This window comes from Flavitalea flava (genome assembly GCF_054461575.1).
On sequence record NZ_JBTLQH010000003.1, the window covers coordinates 219,458 to 239,207 of the forward strand.

14 protein-coding genes are annotated in these 19,750 nt (G+C 48.1%); 11 read left to right on the plus strand and 3 right to left on the minus strand.

Going from position 1 to position 19,750, the window contains the following annotated elements; all coding sequences use genetic code 11:
- Nucleotides 1–350 precede the first annotated feature (350 nt).
- From ACX0G9_RS05505 to ACX0G9_RS05515, 3 genes are all read right to left on the minus strand, one after another.
- Complete coding sequence (locus ACX0G9_RS05505) at nucleotides 351–959, minus strand: Crp/Fnr family transcriptional regulator (protein WP_459063859.1); 609 nt, start codon at nucleotides 957–959, stop codon at nucleotides 351–353.
- Nucleotides 960–1,045: 86 nt separating this feature from the next.
- Nucleotides 1,046–1,744 (minus strand): alpha/beta fold hydrolase, encoded by a 699-nt coding sequence (locus tag ACX0G9_RS05510; RefSeq protein ID WP_459063860.1) that lies wholly within the window; start codon nucleotides 1,742–1,744, stop codon nucleotides 1,046–1,048.
- 147 nt (nucleotides 1,745–1,891) lie between these two features.
- On the minus strand, nucleotides 1,892–2,917 hold the full coding sequence (locus tag ACX0G9_RS05515; protein WP_459063861.1) for a hypothetical protein: 1,026 nt from the start codon (nucleotides 2,915–2,917) through the stop codon (nucleotides 1,892–1,894).
- A gap of 271 nt (nucleotides 2,918–3,188) precedes the next feature.
- Here ACX0G9_RS05515 and ACX0G9_RS05520 point away from each other — a divergent pair, with 271 nt between their 5' ends.
- The 11 genes from ACX0G9_RS05520 (at nucleotide 3,189) to ACX0G9_RS05570 (ending at nucleotide 19,749) form a co-directional block, all read left to right on the plus strand.
- Nucleotides 3,189–6,314: a SusC/RagA family TonB-linked outer membrane protein gene (locus tag ACX0G9_RS05520; protein ID WP_459063862.1), complete on the plus strand. Its 3,126-nt coding sequence runs from the start codon at nucleotides 3,189–3,191 to the stop codon at nucleotides 6,312–6,314.
- 10 nt (nucleotides 6,315–6,324) lie between these two features.
- Nucleotides 6,325–7,725, plus strand: a complete 1,401-nt coding sequence (locus ACX0G9_RS05525) for a RagB/SusD family nutrient uptake outer membrane protein (RefSeq protein WP_459063863.1) — start codon at nucleotides 6,325–6,327, stop codon at nucleotides 7,723–7,725.
- A 313-nt stretch (nucleotides 7,726–8,038) separates the two neighbouring features.
- Nucleotides 8,039–9,670: a flavin monoamine oxidase family protein gene (locus ACX0G9_RS05530; RefSeq protein ID WP_459063864.1), complete on the plus strand. Its 1,632-nt coding sequence runs from the start codon at nucleotides 8,039–8,041 to the stop codon at nucleotides 9,668–9,670.
- Nucleotides 9,671–9,685: 15 nt separating this feature from the next.
- Complete coding sequence (locus ACX0G9_RS05535) at nucleotides 9,686–10,987, plus strand: aspartate aminotransferase family protein (protein ID WP_459063865.1); 1,302 nt, start codon at nucleotides 9,686–9,688, stop codon at nucleotides 10,985–10,987.
- Between the two features lie 22 nt (nucleotides 10,988–11,009).
- Entirely contained in the window at nucleotides 11,010–12,446 is a 1,437-nt protein-coding gene (locus tag ACX0G9_RS05540) for an NAD-dependent succinate-semialdehyde dehydrogenase (protein WP_459063866.1), read from the plus strand.
- 30 nt (nucleotides 12,447–12,476) lie between these two features.
- Nucleotides 12,477–13,850 (plus strand): Na+/H+ antiporter NhaC family protein, encoded by a 1,374-nt coding sequence (locus ACX0G9_RS05545; RefSeq protein ID WP_459063867.1) that lies wholly within the window; start codon nucleotides 12,477–12,479, stop codon nucleotides 13,848–13,850.
- Nucleotides 13,851–13,862: 12 nt separating this feature from the next.
- Nucleotides 13,863–14,522 carry a GNAT family N-acetyltransferase gene (locus tag ACX0G9_RS05550; RefSeq protein ID WP_459063868.1) on the plus strand — a complete coding sequence of 220 codons (660 nt, stop codon included), beginning with the start codon at nucleotides 13,863–13,865 and terminating at the stop codon, nucleotides 14,520–14,522.
- Between the two features lie 127 nt (nucleotides 14,523–14,649).
- The gene (gene gabT / locus ACX0G9_RS05555) at nucleotides 14,650–15,987 is read left to right on the plus strand and encodes a 4-aminobutyrate--2-oxoglutarate transaminase (protein WP_459063869.1); all 1,338 of its coding nucleotides are present in this window, start codon (nucleotides 14,650–14,652) and stop codon (nucleotides 15,985–15,987) included.
- A gap of 72 nt (nucleotides 15,988–16,059) precedes the next feature.
- On the plus strand, nucleotides 16,060–17,640 hold the full coding sequence (locus ACX0G9_RS05560) for an amidohydrolase (protein WP_459063870.1): 1,581 nt from the start codon (nucleotides 16,060–16,062) through the stop codon (nucleotides 17,638–17,640).
- Nucleotides 17,641–17,690: 50 nt separating this feature from the next.
- Nucleotides 17,691–19,022, plus strand: a complete 1,332-nt coding sequence (locus tag ACX0G9_RS05565) for an NAD(P)/FAD-dependent oxidoreductase (protein ID WP_459063871.1) — start codon at nucleotides 17,691–17,693, stop codon at nucleotides 19,020–19,022.
- A gap of 37 nt (nucleotides 19,023–19,059) precedes the next feature.
- On the plus strand, nucleotides 19,060–19,749 hold the full coding sequence (locus tag ACX0G9_RS05570) for a cell division ATP-binding protein FtsE (RefSeq protein WP_459063872.1): 690 nt from the start codon (nucleotides 19,060–19,062) through the stop codon (nucleotides 19,747–19,749).
- Nucleotide 19,750 lies beyond the last annotated feature (1 nt).

Sequence of the window (19,750 nt, forward strand, 5' to 3'; positions counted from 1 at the left end):
CTCCAAATCGTCAAATGATGCTGTGACGATTTGGACATTTTAATTTGATGAATTGGATCTTTCGGTGTGACGATTTGGAGGTTTTACCTCGACAGATACTCTTATGGGTAAGGGAATTGGAAACCTGACAGTTTTTTATTTACTGAAAATTGGGTAACTGTCCTGTCTGAATCAGGAGGATTAAAATGAATTGCGGAGTGAATTTTAAAAAAAACGATAAAGAAGTCTGATGGTAAAAAGGGACGGCGGATTGAAACCCTTATATGCTAAAAAGGATTTCATATCCGCCGACGATCCTTTCCTTCGGATCCTTTCTTCCGGAAATAATAATGCTCAAAAAAGAAATGATATTATTTTTTTGATTTTCCCAGCTTTTGCGAATTGTCAACAATTGCTTTTACCCGGCTAAGCGTTTCGCGTTTCATACGTAAAAATGAAGCAAGTTCGCCTTGATTCTTAATCCGTTTGATTAATTCGGGCCGGTGCTCTTTAAATAGCTTATAACGATCTTCTGAGCGCTGAAAACTTAGCAACCTGGTTTTTAAAAGGCTGCGGATATGGTACACTTCCGTAAGTTTCCTACCATTGATATTAAATTCCACGTGTTTCCGGTAGAGTTCTTCCAGGTCCTTATAGGAAAGGGAGAGAACCGTTGTATCCTCCATCGCTACAATGGTTTCTTCGCTTGGTTTTTGGGTGTAAAAACTCGTTTTGGAAATGGGGATCTCATTTTCGATCATAAACCAGAGAATTTCTTTCTTTGATTTTGTCCCTTCAAAACATTGAACCATCCCTTTTAAAATAAAGTGCATGTGCTCACAAACACTTCCTTTTTTCAGCAGGTATTCGCCTTCTTCAAATTCCTGCACTTTAACTACCGCGCGAAAATCATTTTGAAATTCTTCTGACAACGGATGAAAACCGCCGAGAATAAAAAACAGAGAATCAAATACATCCATGAGTTGACTGATTTTAGTTTATATAATAAAATGACCACTCCTAATCAGGCTAACCGTTGCGATGGATGTATTTAAAGGGAAAATCGTTAATCCTTGCCAGGAATTAATGTATTATTGGCATTGTGTTTTTTGGTCGAAATGTAATTATCCAATATCTCTTTTAAAAACCGGTTTATTTCTTTCGGATGACTGATGACCAGAGAATGACCTCCTTTGGGAATAATATGGGTTGGGTGGGTAAGGCTGATAGGAAAGACCTCGTCTCTGGTTCCGTGAATATGCCAGATCGGATGGGGGATTTTATCATTCTTCCACTCCAATACTGCCTGCATGGCCCATTTTATAAAGCTGTTGTCGCCATCCCTTATCATTTGCCGGATCATTTGTTTGTCTTCCTGAGATTCGCTGCTAATAAAACGTTTAATGATCGCAGCATGTTTTAAAAGGGTGGGAGGAATCATTTGCAGGAGGTTCAATCGTTGTGCTATTCTAAAATGCAAAGGCAACTGAGCGGAAACCGGAACACTGCTGATCAGAATAGTACAAACCGGGGGGATACGTTTAGCAATTTCAACGGACATGATGCCCCCCAGTGAAAGGCCAACCAGCACAAAGGGGCCGCCAGTATCAATCTGTTCACTTAATCGCATGGCATAGTCCGCCAGACTTTCTCCGGGGCTGGGATACTTCCAGTTTATGGGGATCATTTCCACGCCCTCCGGCAGCCTGATATATTTAAAAAAACGATGGTCTGCCCCTATGCCCGATATAAAATATGCCTTCATCCGGTCTGATTTGGATATTATCTTTTACAAATTGGGTATACTTCAATGGCAATCAATTTCTCAGACGGCAAGATAGGTGCCAAAACATATAAATAATCAATATGTGACAAATTTTTCTTCCATTTTTTATTAAGCAAACCAATTTTATCAATATTCCTTAAATGCTGCCAGATCATCCAGGTTGCAGCAGCTGGGTGTTATGATGATATTATTGGCAGCTTGTTTCAGATAACTGACCACAACTGCTTCCTCTGTATGCGAAGCATATTTTTTCGTAAACGGGATCTCTGTTTCCTGGATATTGTCAAATCCGGGATCGTTGCCAGGCTGTTTAACCAGGATATTCTTCAAGGCAACGGCACGGCGATTCTTAACACTAACTGTATTCGATACCCCGAATAAAACCTGGGGTTTGGTCTCCAGGCCGATATTAAATACATATTGTTCCATTTCTTCAAAATCCAGGTTCTGGCAATCTATATACAGACAACCATCCCGGATACCAGTTACCTTTCCCCGGTAACGGTGACCTTCCGAAACGGATTTTACGAATACCTGCCCGTTTTCCGCTTCCCTCAGGATAAAGGGCGTCTTAATAATATGTTTACTCCCATCGGTTTTCTGGTAATATAAAAAGTAGTTTCCGAGGTAATACGTTTTAATGATCGATAAAGAAGATTTTCCGGAGCTCATAGCCGTCGCTGGCATTCTGGACAAACTAAAACCATAATCCTCCGCAGGTTTGCCTTTTTCTTTTTGCCAGGTGTCCCAATCAGCATAAGGCACCTGCAAAAATACCAGCAGCACATTAATTTTTATGAACTTGGCTTCCCCGCCATTCCAATAACTCTGCAGCGTTTTTCCGCTGATCCAGTTGAACACCTGGTATTCCCGCAGGTTTCCGAGATAACGCGTAAAATCATATACATCCTGGAACTGTTTGGAGAACAGTTGTTTTTCCAGTTGTTGTTTTCCAATGATCAGGTTCATCTCCACCAGATCCGAATTGGTCTGCACTTCCCGGCTCACCTGTTTATTGATAGCCCGGGCAATCAGGTTAAATTGTGTCCGGGTGAACCTGCTCCAGTTCCCTTCCCGGCTATTGCCTTTTAAAGCAGATCCGATGGCCGGATGCCCTTCGATCGCCTTTTTAATCTTTTCTGATAAATACATTAATTCGTATTATAAAATATTATATATATTTATTCCGGATTTCCTCCCCAAAGTCCATAAACAGCAGTCATAATCTGACCAATGAATCTACTAAAATTTGACCAAATTAACTGTATTGATCCTTAATAACTAAACACATTTTTGTAAAATTTATTTGACTTATGTTCTGACTCATTTGACTTATTGATATTTATTCTTTGGAAAAAAGTCTTATATTATTTTTTGATAATTTGTTTAATTAACTGCTTATTCATTAAACCAATCACTGCATATGAACCATAAACTTTTCCTATGGCTATCAGTAAGTATCCTTACGGTTTCAGGATTTTTACCGGCGTCTGCCCAGACCAATGAGCTTCTTCTAAAGGGTAAAATAACAGGTAAGGATGGCCTTGCCCTGCCCGGAGTCACTGTCCAGGTAAAAGGAGCAGCCCTGGCTGCCCACGAAGTCACCCAAACCGATGGAGACGGAGTTTTTATTCTTCATGGCCATTCCTCCACGGGTGTCCTTATCTGCAGTTTTGTAGGTTATGCCACCAGACAAATAAGTTATTCGGCAGCCTCCGGCACGCTTGCCATACATATGGAAGAATCCGTCAGCCTGTTAGGAGATGTTGTCCTGACCGGATATCTCAAACAAAAGAAAAGCGATATTACCGGAGCAATTGCCTCTATCCGCAATAAGGAATTTAAAGACCAACCTGTATCCAACCTGGCTCAGAGCATCCAGGGTAAAGTTGCCGGGATATTAGTCACCTCTCCCTCGGGAACGCCGGGAGCCGGCTTATTGGTAAGCGTCAGAGGTGCGAATAACCCGCTCTATGTGGTGGATGGAGTGCCGATGATCAGTGAAAGCAATTCGGCTCTGTCTACTTCATATAATACGGACGGGGATGAAATGGGAAGCGGTCAGAATGTAAGCTCAATCAGTGATATCAACCCGGATGATATCGAATCCATCGAGATTTTGAAAGACGCCTCTGCTGCATCTATCTACGGGGCCAGGGCGGCTAACGGAGTCGTACTGATCACCACCCGGCGGGGGAAGAACGGCAAAACAGAATTCAGCCTGAACAGTTTTGCCGGTATTCAGAAAGTGGCCCGTAAAATTCCTTTCCTCGACAGTAAAGGTTTTGTAGCCCTTGAAGAAGATGCCCGCAAACAGGATCTTCTTTTATTTAACCAGGATCCTACCCAATTTCCCGCCGGCTTCGATCCTGCCGTGCTCACCAATCCCTTGCCGGATTCCTGGAATACGGGCGTCAATACCAATTGGCTAGATAAGATCTTTCGTACCGCTCCCATTCAAAATTTACAATTGTCCGTACGCGGCGGAACGGATAAAACAAAATTCTTTATGGCCGGCAACTATTTCGATCAGCAGGGGATCGTCATTGACAATTACTACAAACGGGCATCCTTCCGGATTAACCTGGACAACAAAGTAAACGACCGGGTAAGTATAGGTGCCAATGCAGCCTTTACCTATGGCCGAAACCGCAGGAGTTTTAACGACGATACCTATACGGGGATCGTGACCAATGCCATCGGGGCCTCCCCGCTGATGCCGGTCCATAATCCGGATGGCAGTTATGCCGACTTCACCCAATATCAGGCCAGCTGGCTGAGCGATAATCCGGTCAAATCCGCCGAAAAAATAAAGGCCTTTACCACCAATTACCGGTTTATTGGTACCGTATTCACGGATATCGACCTGCTCAAACCATTAAAATTCCGTAGTTCCTTTACTACCGACTATACCAGCCTGATCGACGACCAGTTCTTCGATCCGCTCACCACCGATGGCGAAACGGTGGGAGGCAAGGCCACCAAAGGAACTTACCGGGGAATGACCTGGCTCAATGAGAACACAGTAACCTATCAGGGAAACTTTGGTGAAAAAAATCACCTGACGGCCCTGGGAGGATTTTCCGTTCAATCCTCCCGTTATGAAAAAACCTCCATCCGCGCACAGGGTTTCCCCGAAGGCAGCGGTCTGGAAAACATCGGCAGCGCGACAACCGTAATATCGGCCCCTGTCAGCAATTTCGGATGGGGTTTGGCTTCCTTGTTAGCAAGAGCGAATTATGATTATGACAGCAAATACCTGTTATCCCTGAGCGCCAGGTATGACGGTTCCTCCCGTTTCGATCCTTCCGGCCGCTGGGGGCTGTTCCCCGCCTTTTCTGCCGGTTGGGTACTCTCCAAAGAAAAATTTCTGGAGCATTCGGGTTGGCTGACCAATCTGAAGCTCCGCGTCAGTTATGGACTGACAGGCGACCAGGAAATAGGCGATTTTCAATACCAGAGTTATTGGGGACCTGGACGATATGACGGGACAGCAGGTTTAAAACCGTCCAACATTGGCAACTCGGGGCTGACCTGGCAACGGAATAAAATGTTCAATATAGGTACCGACTTCGAAATAGCCGGAGGAAAGCTCAGCGGTTCCGTTGAATTCTTCAAGGGCAACCGTACCAAATTATTATCCCAGGCCGTACTCCCGGGTACGTCTGGTTTCTCCTCCATCACCACCAATTTCGGGGATATTGAAAATAAAGGAGTGGAACTGTCGCTGACCGCTTACCCGGTCAAAACCAAAGATTTTACCTGGAGCATGAATTTTAATATCAGTTATCTGAAAAATACCATCAAATCCCTGTATACCGATGGTGAATTGCTGAGCGCCTATACAGATCTGTTCCCCACGCATATTCTGAAAGTTGGCCAGTCGGAAGGCAGCTTCTGGGGTATTAAATACCAGGGGGTCGATCCGGGAACCGGCAATCCTAAATTCGAAGATCTGAATAAAGACGGCGTCATCGATGATAAAGACGAGCAAATTCTGGGAAAGGCAACCCCGGATTATTTCGGAGGGTGGACCAATGACTTCAAATATAAACATTGGGACCTATCCGTAGCCACTCAATTCAGCATCGGTAACAAGGTATACAACCTGATCCGTACCACCTATCAGACCCTGGGTTGGAGCAATGGCGGATGGGGTGCCAATAATGATCTCTATCAGGTCTATGCAAATAATGCCACGATCGTGAACAAACGCTGGGAAAAACCGGGGGATAAGACCGATATCCCCAGGGCCTCGCTGATCTTCCCTAACTATATGCAGAACTCCTCACAGTTCGTCGAAAACGCTTCTTTTTTCCGCATCCGTACGTTAAATATCGGTTATACCTTCAAGCCGCACAAACAGGGGATCTACAATTCATTGCGTTTATACCTGCAGGCGCAAAATCTCTGGGTAACGACCAAATATTACGGGTTTGATCCGGAAGTAAGTTCCAATGGGGGCAGCTCCCCAACAACCGCAGGTGTGGACTATGCGGCCTATCCGCAGGCCAGGACCTTCACCTTCGGCGTAAACTTTAACTTCTAAAAAAACAGGTATGCTCTACAATAATAAATCACTAATGCCTAAAAATCTGATCCGGTTACTATTCCCCGCGTTCATCCTGGTCCTTTGTTTCTCCTCCTGCAAAAAAATCCTGAATGTCGTATCTCCCAACCAGGTTGCGGATGCCGATGTTTTTACCAGCGTAGCCGGTTTGCGGAACGCGAAGATCGGGATGTACAGCACTCTCCAGAATAAAAACTATTATGGCGCCTATTTTCCGCTGCTGGTGGAATGTTATACCGATAATGGCACAACGGGAGGGTATGATGTGATCGATCTGAATGATATCGCCTCCCGGACTGTTGGGGTATCTAATTTGTATGTGCAGAACACCTATATCGCCATCTATAACAGTATCTACACCGCCAATAAGATCCTTTCCCATATTGATAAAGTGCCCGGGCTGGCAGATGATGAAAAGAGCAATACGATGGCAGAGGCTCTATTCGTCAGGGCATTGGGGCATTTTGACCTGCTTCGGCTCTTTGGGCAGCATTGGGATCAATCCTCCAAATACGGAATAGCCGTCGTCACCTCTCCCGACTCGCCTAAAGTGGCCATACCACGGAGTTCGGTAGCCGATTCCTACAAACAGATCATTGCCGATCTGCAAAAAGCCATTGCCGGTTTTACTACCTATAACGGCAGTCAATATGGCTCCCTGTCGGCAGCCAAAGCTTTACTGGCGAGAGTCTTCCTGTATTACGGTGATAAGGCGGATGCAGCTTCCCTGGCCACGGACGTGATCGGCGATAGTAATTTCGGGTTGTTAGGCCCTACTGATTTTGCAAAGATCTATACCACCAAAAAGACCAGTGAAAGCATATTCGAGCTGGTCTTCGACCAGCAGAATCAAAGCCTCTATAATACGGCAACTTATGCCCGCCCGGATGCCCTTCGTTCAGAAGTTCTCTTCCTGGCCGCTGCAGATCTCAACAGTTTTTTTCAGGGACGTCCGGATGATGGAAGGGGAGCCTTGGTAGATTTTACCAATGTGGACGTAAGTATTCAACCGGATGGCCGTACGCAAAAGTACCGGGGCGAAACGACCAAAGACAATTCAGCCTACATCATCCGTCTGGCCGAAATCTACCTGATACGGGCCGAAGCATACGGAAGAGTTACGGGTTTGGCGGATCTCAATACCCTTCGAACCAGCAGAGGAATGAGCGCAATTACCGCGGGTGATGTACCGGATGACGGTACCTGGTTGAGCGCTGTATTGGATGAACGAAGAGCGGAATTGAATTTTGAAGGGCACCGGTTATTCGACCTGGCCCGTACCGGAAAAGTAGGGGATATATTGGGGACTGATGTGCAGCCCGTCATGCCTATTCCTCAAAGAGAGGTGGCCGCCACCAATGGGGTCGTTGAACAAAATCCGGGGTATTGAAGGTGCCATGCTCCTATATAAAATTTGTCGCATGTCCCCTTCAATACTCTATGCGTCGCGGAACAGCCAGGAAGGAGTTCGTCACGCTTTCCCTATAAATGTGTCGCGTGCCGAACTCAATACTCTATGCGTTGCGGAACAGCCGGGAAGGATAGTGCCATGCTCTCATTTAAAATTTATCGCATGTCCCCATCAGGCTACTTTGTCGCATGTCCCCGGCATATCAGGTGGATGTTGGCCCAAAATGGCAGCATAAATTGGAATCGAACCTAATGTAAATGATCTAAAAAGCTATAAAAATGAGGGGTTTGATATGGCACGTAATCCATTGACATTTTTGCTGCAAAAAGCCTTTGCAGAGGCCGTAAGCCAGAATGGCCGGAAAAATGACGGAAAAATGGAACCCATTGAAAGAAAAGTAGTTACAGATGAGAAAGATTCGAATAAGAGAGAATCTGAAACAGCCGGAATCAATAACAAAGGCCGCAGACGGTTTCTACGGGATTCTGCCTGTATTGCCGGAGGGATGTTGCTTCCTTCCCTCGTTAAGGCGGGGTTGGGCAAAAACCCCGCGGCTACAGCTGAAAAAGTAATTATTGTCGGCGCCGGCATGGCAGGCCTCCATGCGGCCTACCACTTAAAACAGGCCAATATTTTAGCTACTGTGTTCGAAGCCTCAAACCGGGTCGGAGGCCGGATGCTGACCCTAAAGGACAAGTTTGGAGAGGGGCTTACCACGGATGTAGGAGGGGAATTTGTAGACACGACCCACACCGATATCCTGCAATTATTAAAAGAACTGGACCTGGACTCGTATGATTTACGATTGGACACCCTGGTGCCTAAAACCTTTTGGTTTGAAGGCAGACGGTTGGGGCAAAAAGATCTGCGGGATGCCATTCATCCCTATACGGAACGGTTATTGAAAGACATTCATTCCTTGCCCTCCGCCATCAGTTATAAGACGGCGGAAACTTTCCGGGTATTCGATGAACAATCGATAACGGAATACCTTCAGTCGATCGGGATCGGAGGCTGGTTGTTCAAATTCCTGGACCTGGTACTAACCAGGGAATACGGCATGGAGTCCTCACAACAATCGGCTATTAATTTTCTCATCATGTTCGAGGCGCCTGTTCCCGCGGACAAGGATTATGAATTGTTCGGACAGGATCACGAAGTTATCAAGATCAAAGGAGGTAGTCAACGGCTTACCGATGCCCTGTACGAAAGATTGAAAGACCAGGTACAACTGGAAAAGAAGCTGGTGGAGATCGGTCAGCAGGAAGATGGGCGATACAGCCTTCATTTTGAGCAACAGGGCAACCGGAGCATTGAAATAGCGGATCAGGTGATTCTGGCGCTGCCATTTACCATTCTTCGTTCCATCCATTGGAATATGCCCATGGCGGAATGGAAAAGAAAATGCATCGATGAGATCGGTTATGGCAATAGCTGCAAATTCATCATGGGTGTGAAAGACAAACCCTGGCGACAGGCAGGAACACAAGGTTATACCTTCACCGACCTGTCCTTTGGCTGCGGATGGGATAGCTCACAGGCGCAATCGGAACAGGTGGGAAGCTTTACCGTATTTGGCGGCGGTAATTTTGCAGATTGGGTACAAATGACCAAGGAAGAAATCCTGGCCGGTCAGATCGTTCCGGCGCTGAATCAGATCTATCCGGGTGCGGGTGCTGCCTATAACGGGAAAAAAATGAAATATTGCTGGTCTGGTAATCCTTATAGTAAAGCCGGTTACAGCGTATTTAAAAAGGGGCAATGGTCTACATTAGCGGGGTGGGAGGGAGCACCGGTCGGTAAGATCTATTTTGCTGGAGAACATGTCAGCAGAGAGTTTCAGGGATACATGAATGGAGCGGCCCAGACAGGAAGAATGGCTGCAGAAATGGTGGCAGCGAATCTAATAAAATCATTGTCTTAACGAACACTTGTTATTATGGAAAAATCAGCAGCAATCCTGAGCCGGAGAAAACAATACGTACCGGATGCCATCGGGATCTTTAATCCTTCTACTGCCGTAAGTGCCAATGGCAGTATTATCATGGATGCGGATGGAAAGGAAATGATCGATTTTGCCGGAGGAATCGGTGTGGTCAATGCCGGGCATTGCCCTCCTGCCGTGGTGGAGGCGATTACCCAACAGGCTGCCAGTCTCATCCATTGCAGTTTTAATGTGGCTACCTATGATCAGTATATGCAATTGGCTGAGAAATTGGTATCGCTTTTTCCACATGGGCCGCAGACGAAGGTCATGCTGACCAACTCGGGTGCGGAAAGCGTGGAAAATGCGATCAAGATCGCCCGGCAGGCGACGGGAAGACCTGCCGTGATCTGTTATAACAATGCCTTTCATGGCAGGACGCTCATGGCCATGACCCTGACCTCCAAAGTAGGGTACAAACTGGGCTGCGGGCCCTTTGCCCCCGAAGTCTACCGGATAGCATTCCCCGATTATTACCGGTACGGCAGTGGTCTGAACCTGGACGAATTTTCGGACTTTCATCTACGGGAACTGGAAGAGTTTTTCCGGGTGCAGGTGCCTGCCCAACAGGTAGCTGCGATTCTCATCGAGCCGGTCCAGGGCGAGGGAGGCTTTAACGTTGCCCCCAGAAAATACCTGGAAGGGTTGCGGCAGATCTGTACGAAATATGGAATACTCCTGATCCTGGATGAGGTCCAGAGTGGATTCGGAAGGACCGGCAAATGGGCGGCTTACCAGCATTATGATATTGTACCCGATTTATCCGTCTGGGCCAAATCCCTGGGCAGTGGAATGCCGATTGGGGCAGTCCTGGGAAAAGCGGAGATCATGGATGCCTGCAGTCCTTCCACTATCGGGGGAACTTACGGAGGAAACCCGGTCTGTTCAGCGGCCGCCCTGGCTACACTTCGTTATATGGAAGAGATCGATATCAATGCGCTCGGCGTGCAGGTAGGCGAAATAGTCAGGGAACGTTTCGAAGGCTTTCAACAAAAATTCCCGGCTATCGGTGATGTTCGGGGTCTTGGCGCGATGATGGCCTTTGAACTGGTTCGGGAAAAAGACCCTTTTCAACCGGATGGAGAACTATGCAAAAAGCTGATCGCCTGGTGTGCGCAACATGGACTGATCGTCATCAATGCCGGCGTGAATGGCAACGTGATACGAATCCTCAGCCCATTGGTGATCGGAAAGGATCTTTTGCGAAAGGGTTTGGATATTATAGAAGCAGGTTTAGAACACCTCACAGGAGTTTAACTATTTATCAACAAACAGCAACATGAACAAACAATATATCAACGGAGAATGGGTAGATGCCATCGACGCCGGCACCATGGATCTCATCGACCCGGCGACCGAAGAAAAGATCACCGCGATCTCTTTTGCCGGAGGAAAAGATGCTCATGCGGCTATTGCCTCTGCGGGCGATGCCTTTAAGACCTGGTCCCGGACCAACCCTTACGTGCGGGCTTCGATACTCAAAAAGACAGCGGAATATATCCGGGAACACCTTCAGGCATTTGCCGGTGATATGGTTCGCGAAAGCGGCAAACCTCTGGCGGAGGCCAAGGGGGAATGGGCAGTGGCGGCAAATCTTTTCGAATGGTACGGGGAAGAAGCCAAACGATCCTATGGCAGGGTCATACCGGCTAACCGGCCGGACAAACGAAGCTCCGTCATCTGGCAGCCTATCGGTGTGGTCGGAGTGATTACGGCCTGGAATTTTCCGGCCTATAACCCGGCCAGGGCCTGGGCGGCCGCCCTGGCTGCCGGCTGTACGGTTGTAGCCAAACCCGCCGAGACAACACCACTATCGGCCTATAACCTGGTGAACGCCCTGATCGCAGCAGGTTTACCGAAGGGCGTACTGAATCTGGTTATCGGGGATCCGGCTGCCATCGGTGAAGCGATGCTCGATAATCCGGTTTTGCGCAAGATCAGTTTCACCGGTAGCACAAGAGTTGGCAAACTATTGATGGACGGGGCCTCCCGCACCCATACCCAATTATCCCTTGAGCTGGGCGGCAATGCGCCCGTACTCATTTTCGGAGATGTGGACGTGGAAACGACGGCCAGGGCGGCCGCCATAGCCAGATTCCGCAATAACGGACAGGTATGTATCGCCCCACAGCGGTTTTATGTGGAAAAACCGATCTTTCAACAGTTCGCCGAACGGCTTACCTATCATGTTTCGAAATTAAAAATGGGAAATGGTTTTGAGGAAGGCGTTAATGTTGGCCCCCTGATCACCAAAAAACAACGGGATAGTGTACTCGATCTGTTGGAAAGGGCCAGGGAGCAAAAGGCGGAGATCCTCACCGGAGGTGTGGCGCCGGCAGGAACGGGAAAGGGGTATTTTATTCAGCCTGCTGTAATAACGGGGCTGGATCAATCTTCCGTGCTGGCCAGGAATGAAATATTCGGACCGCTCCTGCCCCTGTTTATTTTCGACGGCCTGGAGGACGGCCTTGCCAAAGCCAATGATACGGAATACGGACTTGCTGCCTACCTGTTCACGAATAATCTGCAAACGGCTATACTGGCTTCGGAAAGATTGGAATTTGGTATTGTGGGGATCAATGAATGGGCTCCGCATGGTACCGAAGCTCCTTTCGGAGGATGGAAATACAGCGGGCAGGGGCATGAGAGCGGCTCTGAAGGTTTATATGAGTACATGGTAAAAAAACTGATAAGTATCGGAGGCCTCCCTTCCTGATTCATGGATCAAACCACTAAACTAACCTGAATGGATTACGGTGCTTTAAGTCTTATACCCCCCCTGGTCGTGGTCGTTCTGGCCATCATTTCCAGGACATCGTTCGAACCCTTGCTAATTGGTTGCCTGGTGGGTTTCGCCATGATAGGCATGCATAGCCATACCAATTTTTTTTCGGGGTTCATTGCCTCCCTGTACAAGGTGATGGAAGATGAAAGCACCATCTGGGTCATCCTCGTATGCGGTCTCTATGGCTCGCTGATCGGTCTGATGGTCCGTAGCGGCGGCACGATGAAATTCGGGGAATGGGCGCTGAAAAAGATTACTTCGAAAAGTCAGGCATTAATGGGGGCATGGGTACTTGGATTGACCATTTTTTTAGATGATTACCTGAGTGCCCTTACCGTTGGAATATCCATGCGCAGGATCACCGATGCTTTTAAAGTCCCCCGCTCCATGCTGGCCTATATCGTCAACACCACGGCAGCTCCCTGGTGCGTCATCGTTCCCATTTCCACCTGGACGATATTTGTCGCCAACCTGCTGGAGACTTCCCATGTCGCACCAAAAGGAGAAGGCCTTTCCACCTATTGGAAGATGATCCCCTTTATTGCTTACGGATATATATCCGTGCTTATTATCCCTCTTTTTATTTATGGTGTTTTACCCTGGTTCGGCAGAATGAAAAAGGCTGAAATTCGCGCAGCAGAAACAGGTCAGCTCACGGGTACCACCTTTAGCATGAACAGCGTACTGGACATTTCTTCCATGAATCCGCATAAAAGCCCCAAAGTAATCTATTTCGTACTCCCGGTAATCGTCCTGCTTGCGGCTACCCTGTTCTTTAACATCGATGCTCTTAAAGGCGTCATGATAGCCGTGACCTTTACCTTTTTATATTATATCTCCATAAAACTGGGCACCTTCCGGCAATTGTCCGAAACCGTATTCAGCGGGTTTAACAGTATGGTCTATGCGCTGGCGATCCTGGTGATGAGTTATGTATTAAAAGATGTGAATGATAAAATGGGATTGACCCAATATGTGCTCCATTCCGTCTCTCCCTACGTCAATAAACAGCTATTGCCCTTACTGGTCTTTGCATCCCTGTCGGTAATTGCCGTGACCACCGGGTCTTCATGGGGGCTTTATGCGGTGGCTATTCCTTTGGTAGTGCCGCTCGCTGTCCATCTGGGGTCTCCTGTCCTGCTTAATTGCGGAGCGGTGGTAAGTGCCGGAGTCTTCGGGTCCAACGCCTGTATTTATTCGGATGCTACCGTCCTGACCGCGCAAAGTACGGAGTGCAATAATTTGGAGAACGGACTTACCCAATTACCTTATGCCACGATATCGTTTTCACTGGCATGTTTAACGTATCTCCTTTTTGGATATACCCTTGCTTAAAATATGAAAGACATGAAAACTTCAAATGCTGCCTATTACCAGATTCTTTCCGACGGACTCATCGTCAGGAACACCGAACCCGAACATGCCCCCCAATTGGAAGAATTACAGAAAATAGTATTCCCGACACTGGCTGAGGATGAGTGGATCAAAGCCATTCATTACCTGCGACACCTGGAAGTATTCCCCGAAGGCCAGTTTGTCATTACGGATAAGGACCAGGTCATCGGAATGACCACTACGATGCGCACCTTTTTCGATTTTGAGCATCATCATCACACCTTTAAAGAAACCATTGCCGGGGGATGGCTCAGCAATCATGACCCCGACGGTGATTGGTTATACGGTCTGGATATGGGATTATTACCCGCTTATCGCGGCCGTGGCCTGGCCAGGGTATTATACCGGGCGAGGCATGAAATTGCCCGGAGCCTGGGTTTAAAGGGGCAATTGACCGTCGGGATGATGAGCGGCTATGGCGCTGTCAGCAAAGAAATGAGCGGCGAACAATATTATCAGGAATTTATCGAAGAAAAAAGAAAAGACCCCACATTGACGCCCCAGCTGAAGATCGGTTTTAAACCCGTGGCCTTAATGCCTGAACATCTCAATGACCCTTTATGCGGTAATTACGGCGTATTGATCAAACTGGATATCGATACCAAGGTCTGACCCTTTAATCCGAAAAACCTCAGGTGAAAAAACATCAAACCGAATAACCACAATCCGAATAATCTCAACTCAAATAACCTCAACCCGAAATTCATAAAAATAGTAAAAACGCAAAATCTTCAACAATATGGCACAGATACAATTAAAGACGGCCCTGCCCGGTCCCAAAAGCCTGGCGGCCCTGGAAAGAAGAAAAAATGCATTGCCGAACGGACTCGCAAAATCCACGGATATCGCGGTAGAAAAAGCAGAAGGAGCGCTGGTCTGGGACCTGGATGGCAATCAATTGCTTGATTTCGCCGGAGGGATCGGAATGATCAATGTGGGACACCGTAATGAGCAGGTGGTGGAAGCCATTAGGCAGCAACTGGATAAATATATCCATACCTGTTCCCTGGTCACCACACAAGAGCCCTATCTGGAACTGGCGGAATTGCTGAACAGCCTGACGCCCGGAACCTTCCCAAAAAAAACACTGCTGGCCAACTCGGGGTCGGAGGCGGTGGAGAATGCGGTGAATATCGCAAAATACTATACCAAACGTAATGCGGTACTTTGTTTTGAAGGGGCCTACCATGGCAGGACACTGCTGACCCTTAGCCTGACCAGTAAATACAGTCTCTTCAAAAAAGGCTTTGGATCCTATGTATCGGACATCTACCGGATACCAGCTCCGAACATGTATCGCCAAACGGAAGGGTTGACGGAAGAACAATACATAAAATCCTGTATCGTGCAATTGGAGCAGGCACTCATCGCTCAGGTAGACCCGGAATCGTTGGCTGCCATCATCATTGAACCGGTACAGGGCGAAGGAGGATTTCTTCCGATCCCGGCAGCCTATCTCCATAAATTGCGGGAAATATGTGACCGGCATGGCATCGTATTTATTGCCGATGAAATACAATGCGGAGCGTCACGTACGGGAAAACTTTTCGCCGTTGAACATTGCGGCGTTATTCCCGACATGATCGTCAGCGCCAAATCGATTGGTGCGGGCATGCCGATCAGTGCCGTCACCGGAAAAGCGGAGATCATGGATGCGCCACATTTGGGTGGGATCGGCGGCACCTATGGGGGAAGTCCGCTGGCTTGTGCGGCAGCAGTCCAGGCGCTGAAGATCCTCAGCTCTCCCGCTTTCCTGCAACGTTCGGAAGTTGTAGGGGAAATTATCAGGACAACCCTGGAAAAATGGAAGGAAAAATACCCGGCGATCGGCGATGTCCGTGGATTGGGCGCCATGCGGCTGGTTGAATTCGTAAAAGACCGCGATAGCCGGGATCCGGATGCGGATATTACGCTGAAAATCATCCGGGATGCAGTAGCCCATGGTCTGATCCTGATCCGGGCAGGGTTGTACAGTAATTGCATACGTTTGCTGCCTCCCCTGGTCATTACCGATGAACAATTAACGGAAGGGTTGGGTGTATTGGAAGCCGCGATTGCCCGGGCCAGCCCCGCGTAAAGAATTTCGCACCGGTATTGTCATACCATTCTCTTTTGATAACCGTTAACGCAAACCGTAAAAATAATAATCGTGGCCACACAGCTTTTCCATAACGGCAACATCCTTTCCTTCCATGACGGCTTCGACCGTGGGAGGGCAGAAGCGATGGCGATAAACGGGAACACAATCGAAGCCGTTGGACGGCTGGAAGATCTGCAGGCCCTCGCTGGGCCTCATACCGAATGGATGGATCTTCGCGGGCAAACCCTTCTGCCGGGTTTGCAGGACACCCATATCCACTTGTGGAAAGTAGGCAATCTTAAAACCTATATGCTGGATGTCCGTAATGCTTCCAGCCTGGAGGAAATGCTGTCCTTTCTGGAACAATATCACCGGCAATACCCGGAAATACCCTGGATAACGGCAAGGGGTTTTAATGAAGCGGGTTGGAAAGAAGGGAGGATGCCCACCCGGGTGGACCTGGATAAAGTAATAAAAAACAAACCCGTTTATGTGATCCGAACCTGTGCGCATATTGCCGTAGGGAACACCAGGGCGCTTGAACTTTGCGGCATAACCGCATCAACCGTTGCTCCTGCTGGGGGAGTGATTTATAAAGATGAGAACGGCCGCCCAAATGGCCTGTTCTCGGAAACGGCCCTGGGTCTTATCGCCGGGCATATTCCTCCTTATGACAAGGAACAGTTGAAAACCATGGTGCGCGCCGCGCGTCAGGAACTATACCGGTATGGGATAACCTCCGCTACCGATCCGGCGGTGGATCCTCTTCTCCTGGAAACCTATTTTGACATGCAGCAGGCCGGGGAATTGGGTTTCCGTTTGCAGGCCATACCTATCCTTTTACCGGATGGGGGTGACAGCCCTTATCCGGTTCCGGACTATTTCAGTTCTGCATTCATGACGGTGAACACCGTCAAGTTTTTTAGCGACGGAGGATTAAGCGGGAAAACGGCTGCTTTAAAAAGAGCCTATAAAGGCACTGACGAGCGGGGCGTACTCCGTCTTGCACGCGACCAATATCTTTCGCTTTGCCGGTCAGCCCATGAAAAAGGGCTGGGTGTTGCCACGCATGCCATCGGAGATGCCGCGATCGAATTTGTCATCGGGGTTTACCGGCAATTACACCAGTCCTTTCCGGAAATAATTAGAAGAATAGAACATCTGGGGCTTCCCGAAAAGACACATCTGCAGGAAATGGCGGCCTTAAAAATTGCCACTTCCATGCAAACCATCTTTCTGACCGAATTAGGAAAGAACTACATGAAATACCTGGATCAGGAATATCTCCGGCATTGTTTCCCGGTGCGGTCGGTGCTGGATCAGGGCATCCTTACTGCCCTTTCTTCGGATGGACCGGTAGTAAAAGATATAAATCCTTTTTCAGGAATGAAACCGGCGATCACACGCCGTGATCAGGAAGGAAATCAAATCGCCCCGGAAGAAAGCATCAGTATCAGCCAGGCTCTGAAAGCCTATACGGTTTCAGCAGCAAGGATCAGTGGTTTGACGCAGGGCGGAACATTGGAAGCAGGTAAACCTGCGGATTTTATTATTGCCGACCGTGATCCGCTGATCACCCCTGCCGAGGAATTGTCAGGTATCTGTATCCATGCGACCTATATCGATGGTCAGTGCGTTTGGACGTCCTGATCCGCAACCCTTTTTGCCTTACCTTTGTATCGCCAATAAAGACAATCACTATGAAGGCAACAGATACCCAAAAACAGCGGATCATAATTTTAGGCGCAGGTTTCGGAGGGCTCAAACTGGCCAGGAAACTGAACGGCTCCGATTACGAAGTTTACCTGATCGACAAACACAATTATCATCAGTTCCAGCCCCTGATGTACCAGGTGGCCACTGCACGTCTGGAACCCTCCAGCATATCTTTCCCCTTACGGAAAGTCTTTCAACACTCCAAAAATGTAAATATCCGTATTGCCGAAATCGAAAAGGTGGATACAGATCGTAAAATTATCTATACGTCCATCGGGGAACTGACCTATGACCACCTGGTCATAGCGCTCGGATGTACGACCAATTATTTTGGTAATACCAAAATTCAATCCTACAGCTTTCCCATGAAATCCGTTCCGCAGGCAATGACCCTGCGCAACCGGATCCTGCAGACTTTCGAGAATACCATCGATGCGGGGGATGCCGAGCGGCAATCCCTGTTGAACTTTGTCATCGTTGGGGGAGGACCCACCGGGGTGGAACTGGCGGGGGCTATGGCGGAAATGAAAAAGAATATACTGCCAAAAGATTATCCCGGGACTGACTTTTCCCGGCTGACCATCTATCTGCTGGAAGGCTCCCCTCATACCCTTAACGTCATGAGCGAAGCTGCCAAGATCAAATCCCAGCAATACCTGGAAGAACTGGGCGTAAAGGTCCTGACGGGTACCGTGGTGGAAGATTATGATGGGAACACCGTCAAACTAAAAGGAGGACAGACCATTACGGCCAAAAATGTAATATGGGCGGCAGGAGTGACAGGGAACATCCTGGAAGGAATCCCGGCATCCAGCCTGGTTCGGGGAAACCGGATAAAAGTCAATCGCTACGGGGAAGCCGAAGGTTTGAATGAAGTATATGCCCTGGGCGATATTGCCTGCATGCCAACCCCCAAATACCCTAACGGACACCCGCAATTAGCCAATGTCGCCCTGGTACAGGCCGAATCCCTGGCCAAAAATTTCAGGAATATCTCCAAAGGCGAACCCCGGTCCGAATTCGAATATAAGAATAAGGGTACGATGGCAACCGTCGGTAAACGGAAGGCGGTGGTGGATCTCCCGGGTTTCAGTTTTCAGGGGCTGTTTGCGTGGTTCACCTGGATGTTCGTCCACCTGATGCTTATCCTTAGCGTTAAGAACCGGCTCTTTATTTTTCTGAACTGGATGATGAGTTATTTTGCCAACGATTCTACCCTGAGGCTGATGCTGAAAGCGGAAGTGGAAACCGATGCGCGCGCTTCCGAATTGAAGGATCCGGAGACCCGTATCCTTTCAAAAGAACCGCAACAGTAATTTTTTTCCTTATTTTTGCCCCGACTAATCCTTTTCTATGGCTGAGATCATTGTTGAATTAAGGCAGGCGAATATTTACCAGGGAGATAATCTGATCCTGCAGGACGTGAATATAAAGGTAAACAAGGGCGAATTTGTATACCTGGTAGGCAAGACGGGCGCTGGTAAATCCAGTCTGCTCAAGACCTTATATGGTGATCTTTTCCTGAGAGAAGGGGAGGGGCAGGTAGCCGGATTTAATCTGCGGGAAATGGACTGGAAAAAAGTCCCTTATCTGCGCCGGACCCTGGGAGTGGTATTCCAGGATTTTCAACTATTGACGGACCGGACAGTAAATGAGAACCTCAGATTCGTGTTGCAGGCTACCGGTTGGAAGGATACCCGGTTAATGGATGAAAAAATCTCCGATGTTCTCGATAAAGTAGGCCTTAAATCCAAAGGGTTCAAAATGCCGTTTGAGATGAGCGGTGGCGAGCAACAGCGGGTGGACATTGCCAGGGCCCTGCTCAATTCTCCCAAATTAATCCTGGCCGATGAGCCTACCGGTAACCTCGATCCGGAAACCTCCGATGAGATCATGCAGTTGTTATTCCAGATTGCCAGGGACTACGGTACGACCATCCTGATGGCTACCCACGACTATATTGTGATCAATAAATTTCCAGCCCGGATGTTAAGAACGGAAAGGGGAAAGGTCATCGACAATGCGTCGATTTCCATGGATTAGT

Excerpts from the sequence above, each read along its gene's own strand:
- ACX0G9_RS05505 (WP_459063859.1), bottom strand. The coding sequence starts at position 959 with ATGGATGTATTTGATTCTCTGTTTTTTATTCTCGGCGGTTTTCATCCG.
- ACX0G9_RS05510 (WP_459063860.1), bottom strand. The coding sequence starts at position 1,744 with ATGAAGGCATATTTTATATCGGGCATAGGGGCAGACCATCGTTTTTTT.
- ACX0G9_RS05515 (WP_459063861.1), bottom strand. The coding sequence starts at position 2,917 with ATGTATTTATCAGAAAAGATTAAAAAGGCGATCGAAGGGCATCCGGCC.
- ACX0G9_RS05520 (WP_459063862.1), top strand. The coding sequence starts at position 3,189 with ATGAACCATAAACTTTTCCTATGGCTATCAGTAAGTATCCTTACGGTT.
- ACX0G9_RS05525 (WP_459063863.1), top strand. The coding sequence starts at position 6,325 with ATGCTCTACAATAATAAATCACTAATGCCTAAAAATCTGATCCGGTTA.
- ACX0G9_RS05530 (WP_459063864.1), top strand. The coding sequence starts at position 8,039 with ATGGCACGTAATCCATTGACATTTTTGCTGCAAAAAGCCTTTGCAGAG.
- ACX0G9_RS05535 (WP_459063865.1), top strand. The coding sequence starts at position 9,686 with ATGGAAAAATCAGCAGCAATCCTGAGCCGGAGAAAACAATACGTACCG.
- ACX0G9_RS05540 (WP_459063866.1), top strand. The coding sequence starts at position 11,010 with ATGAACAAACAATATATCAACGGAGAATGGGTAGATGCCATCGACGCC.
- ACX0G9_RS05545 (WP_459063867.1), top strand. The coding sequence starts at position 12,477 with ATGGATTACGGTGCTTTAAGTCTTATACCCCCCCTGGTCGTGGTCGTT.
- ACX0G9_RS05550 (WP_459063868.1), top strand. The coding sequence starts at position 13,863 with ATGAAAACTTCAAATGCTGCCTATTACCAGATTCTTTCCGACGGACTC.
- gabT (WP_459063869.1), top strand. The coding sequence starts at position 14,650 with ATGGCACAGATACAATTAAAGACGGCCCTGCCCGGTCCCAAAAGCCTG.
- ACX0G9_RS05565 (WP_459063871.1), top strand. The coding sequence starts at position 17,691 with ATGAAGGCAACAGATACCCAAAAACAGCGGATCATAATTTTAGGCGCA.
- ACX0G9_RS05570 (WP_459063872.1), top strand. The coding sequence starts at position 19,060 with ATGGCTGAGATCATTGTTGAATTAAGGCAGGCGAATATTTACCAGGGA.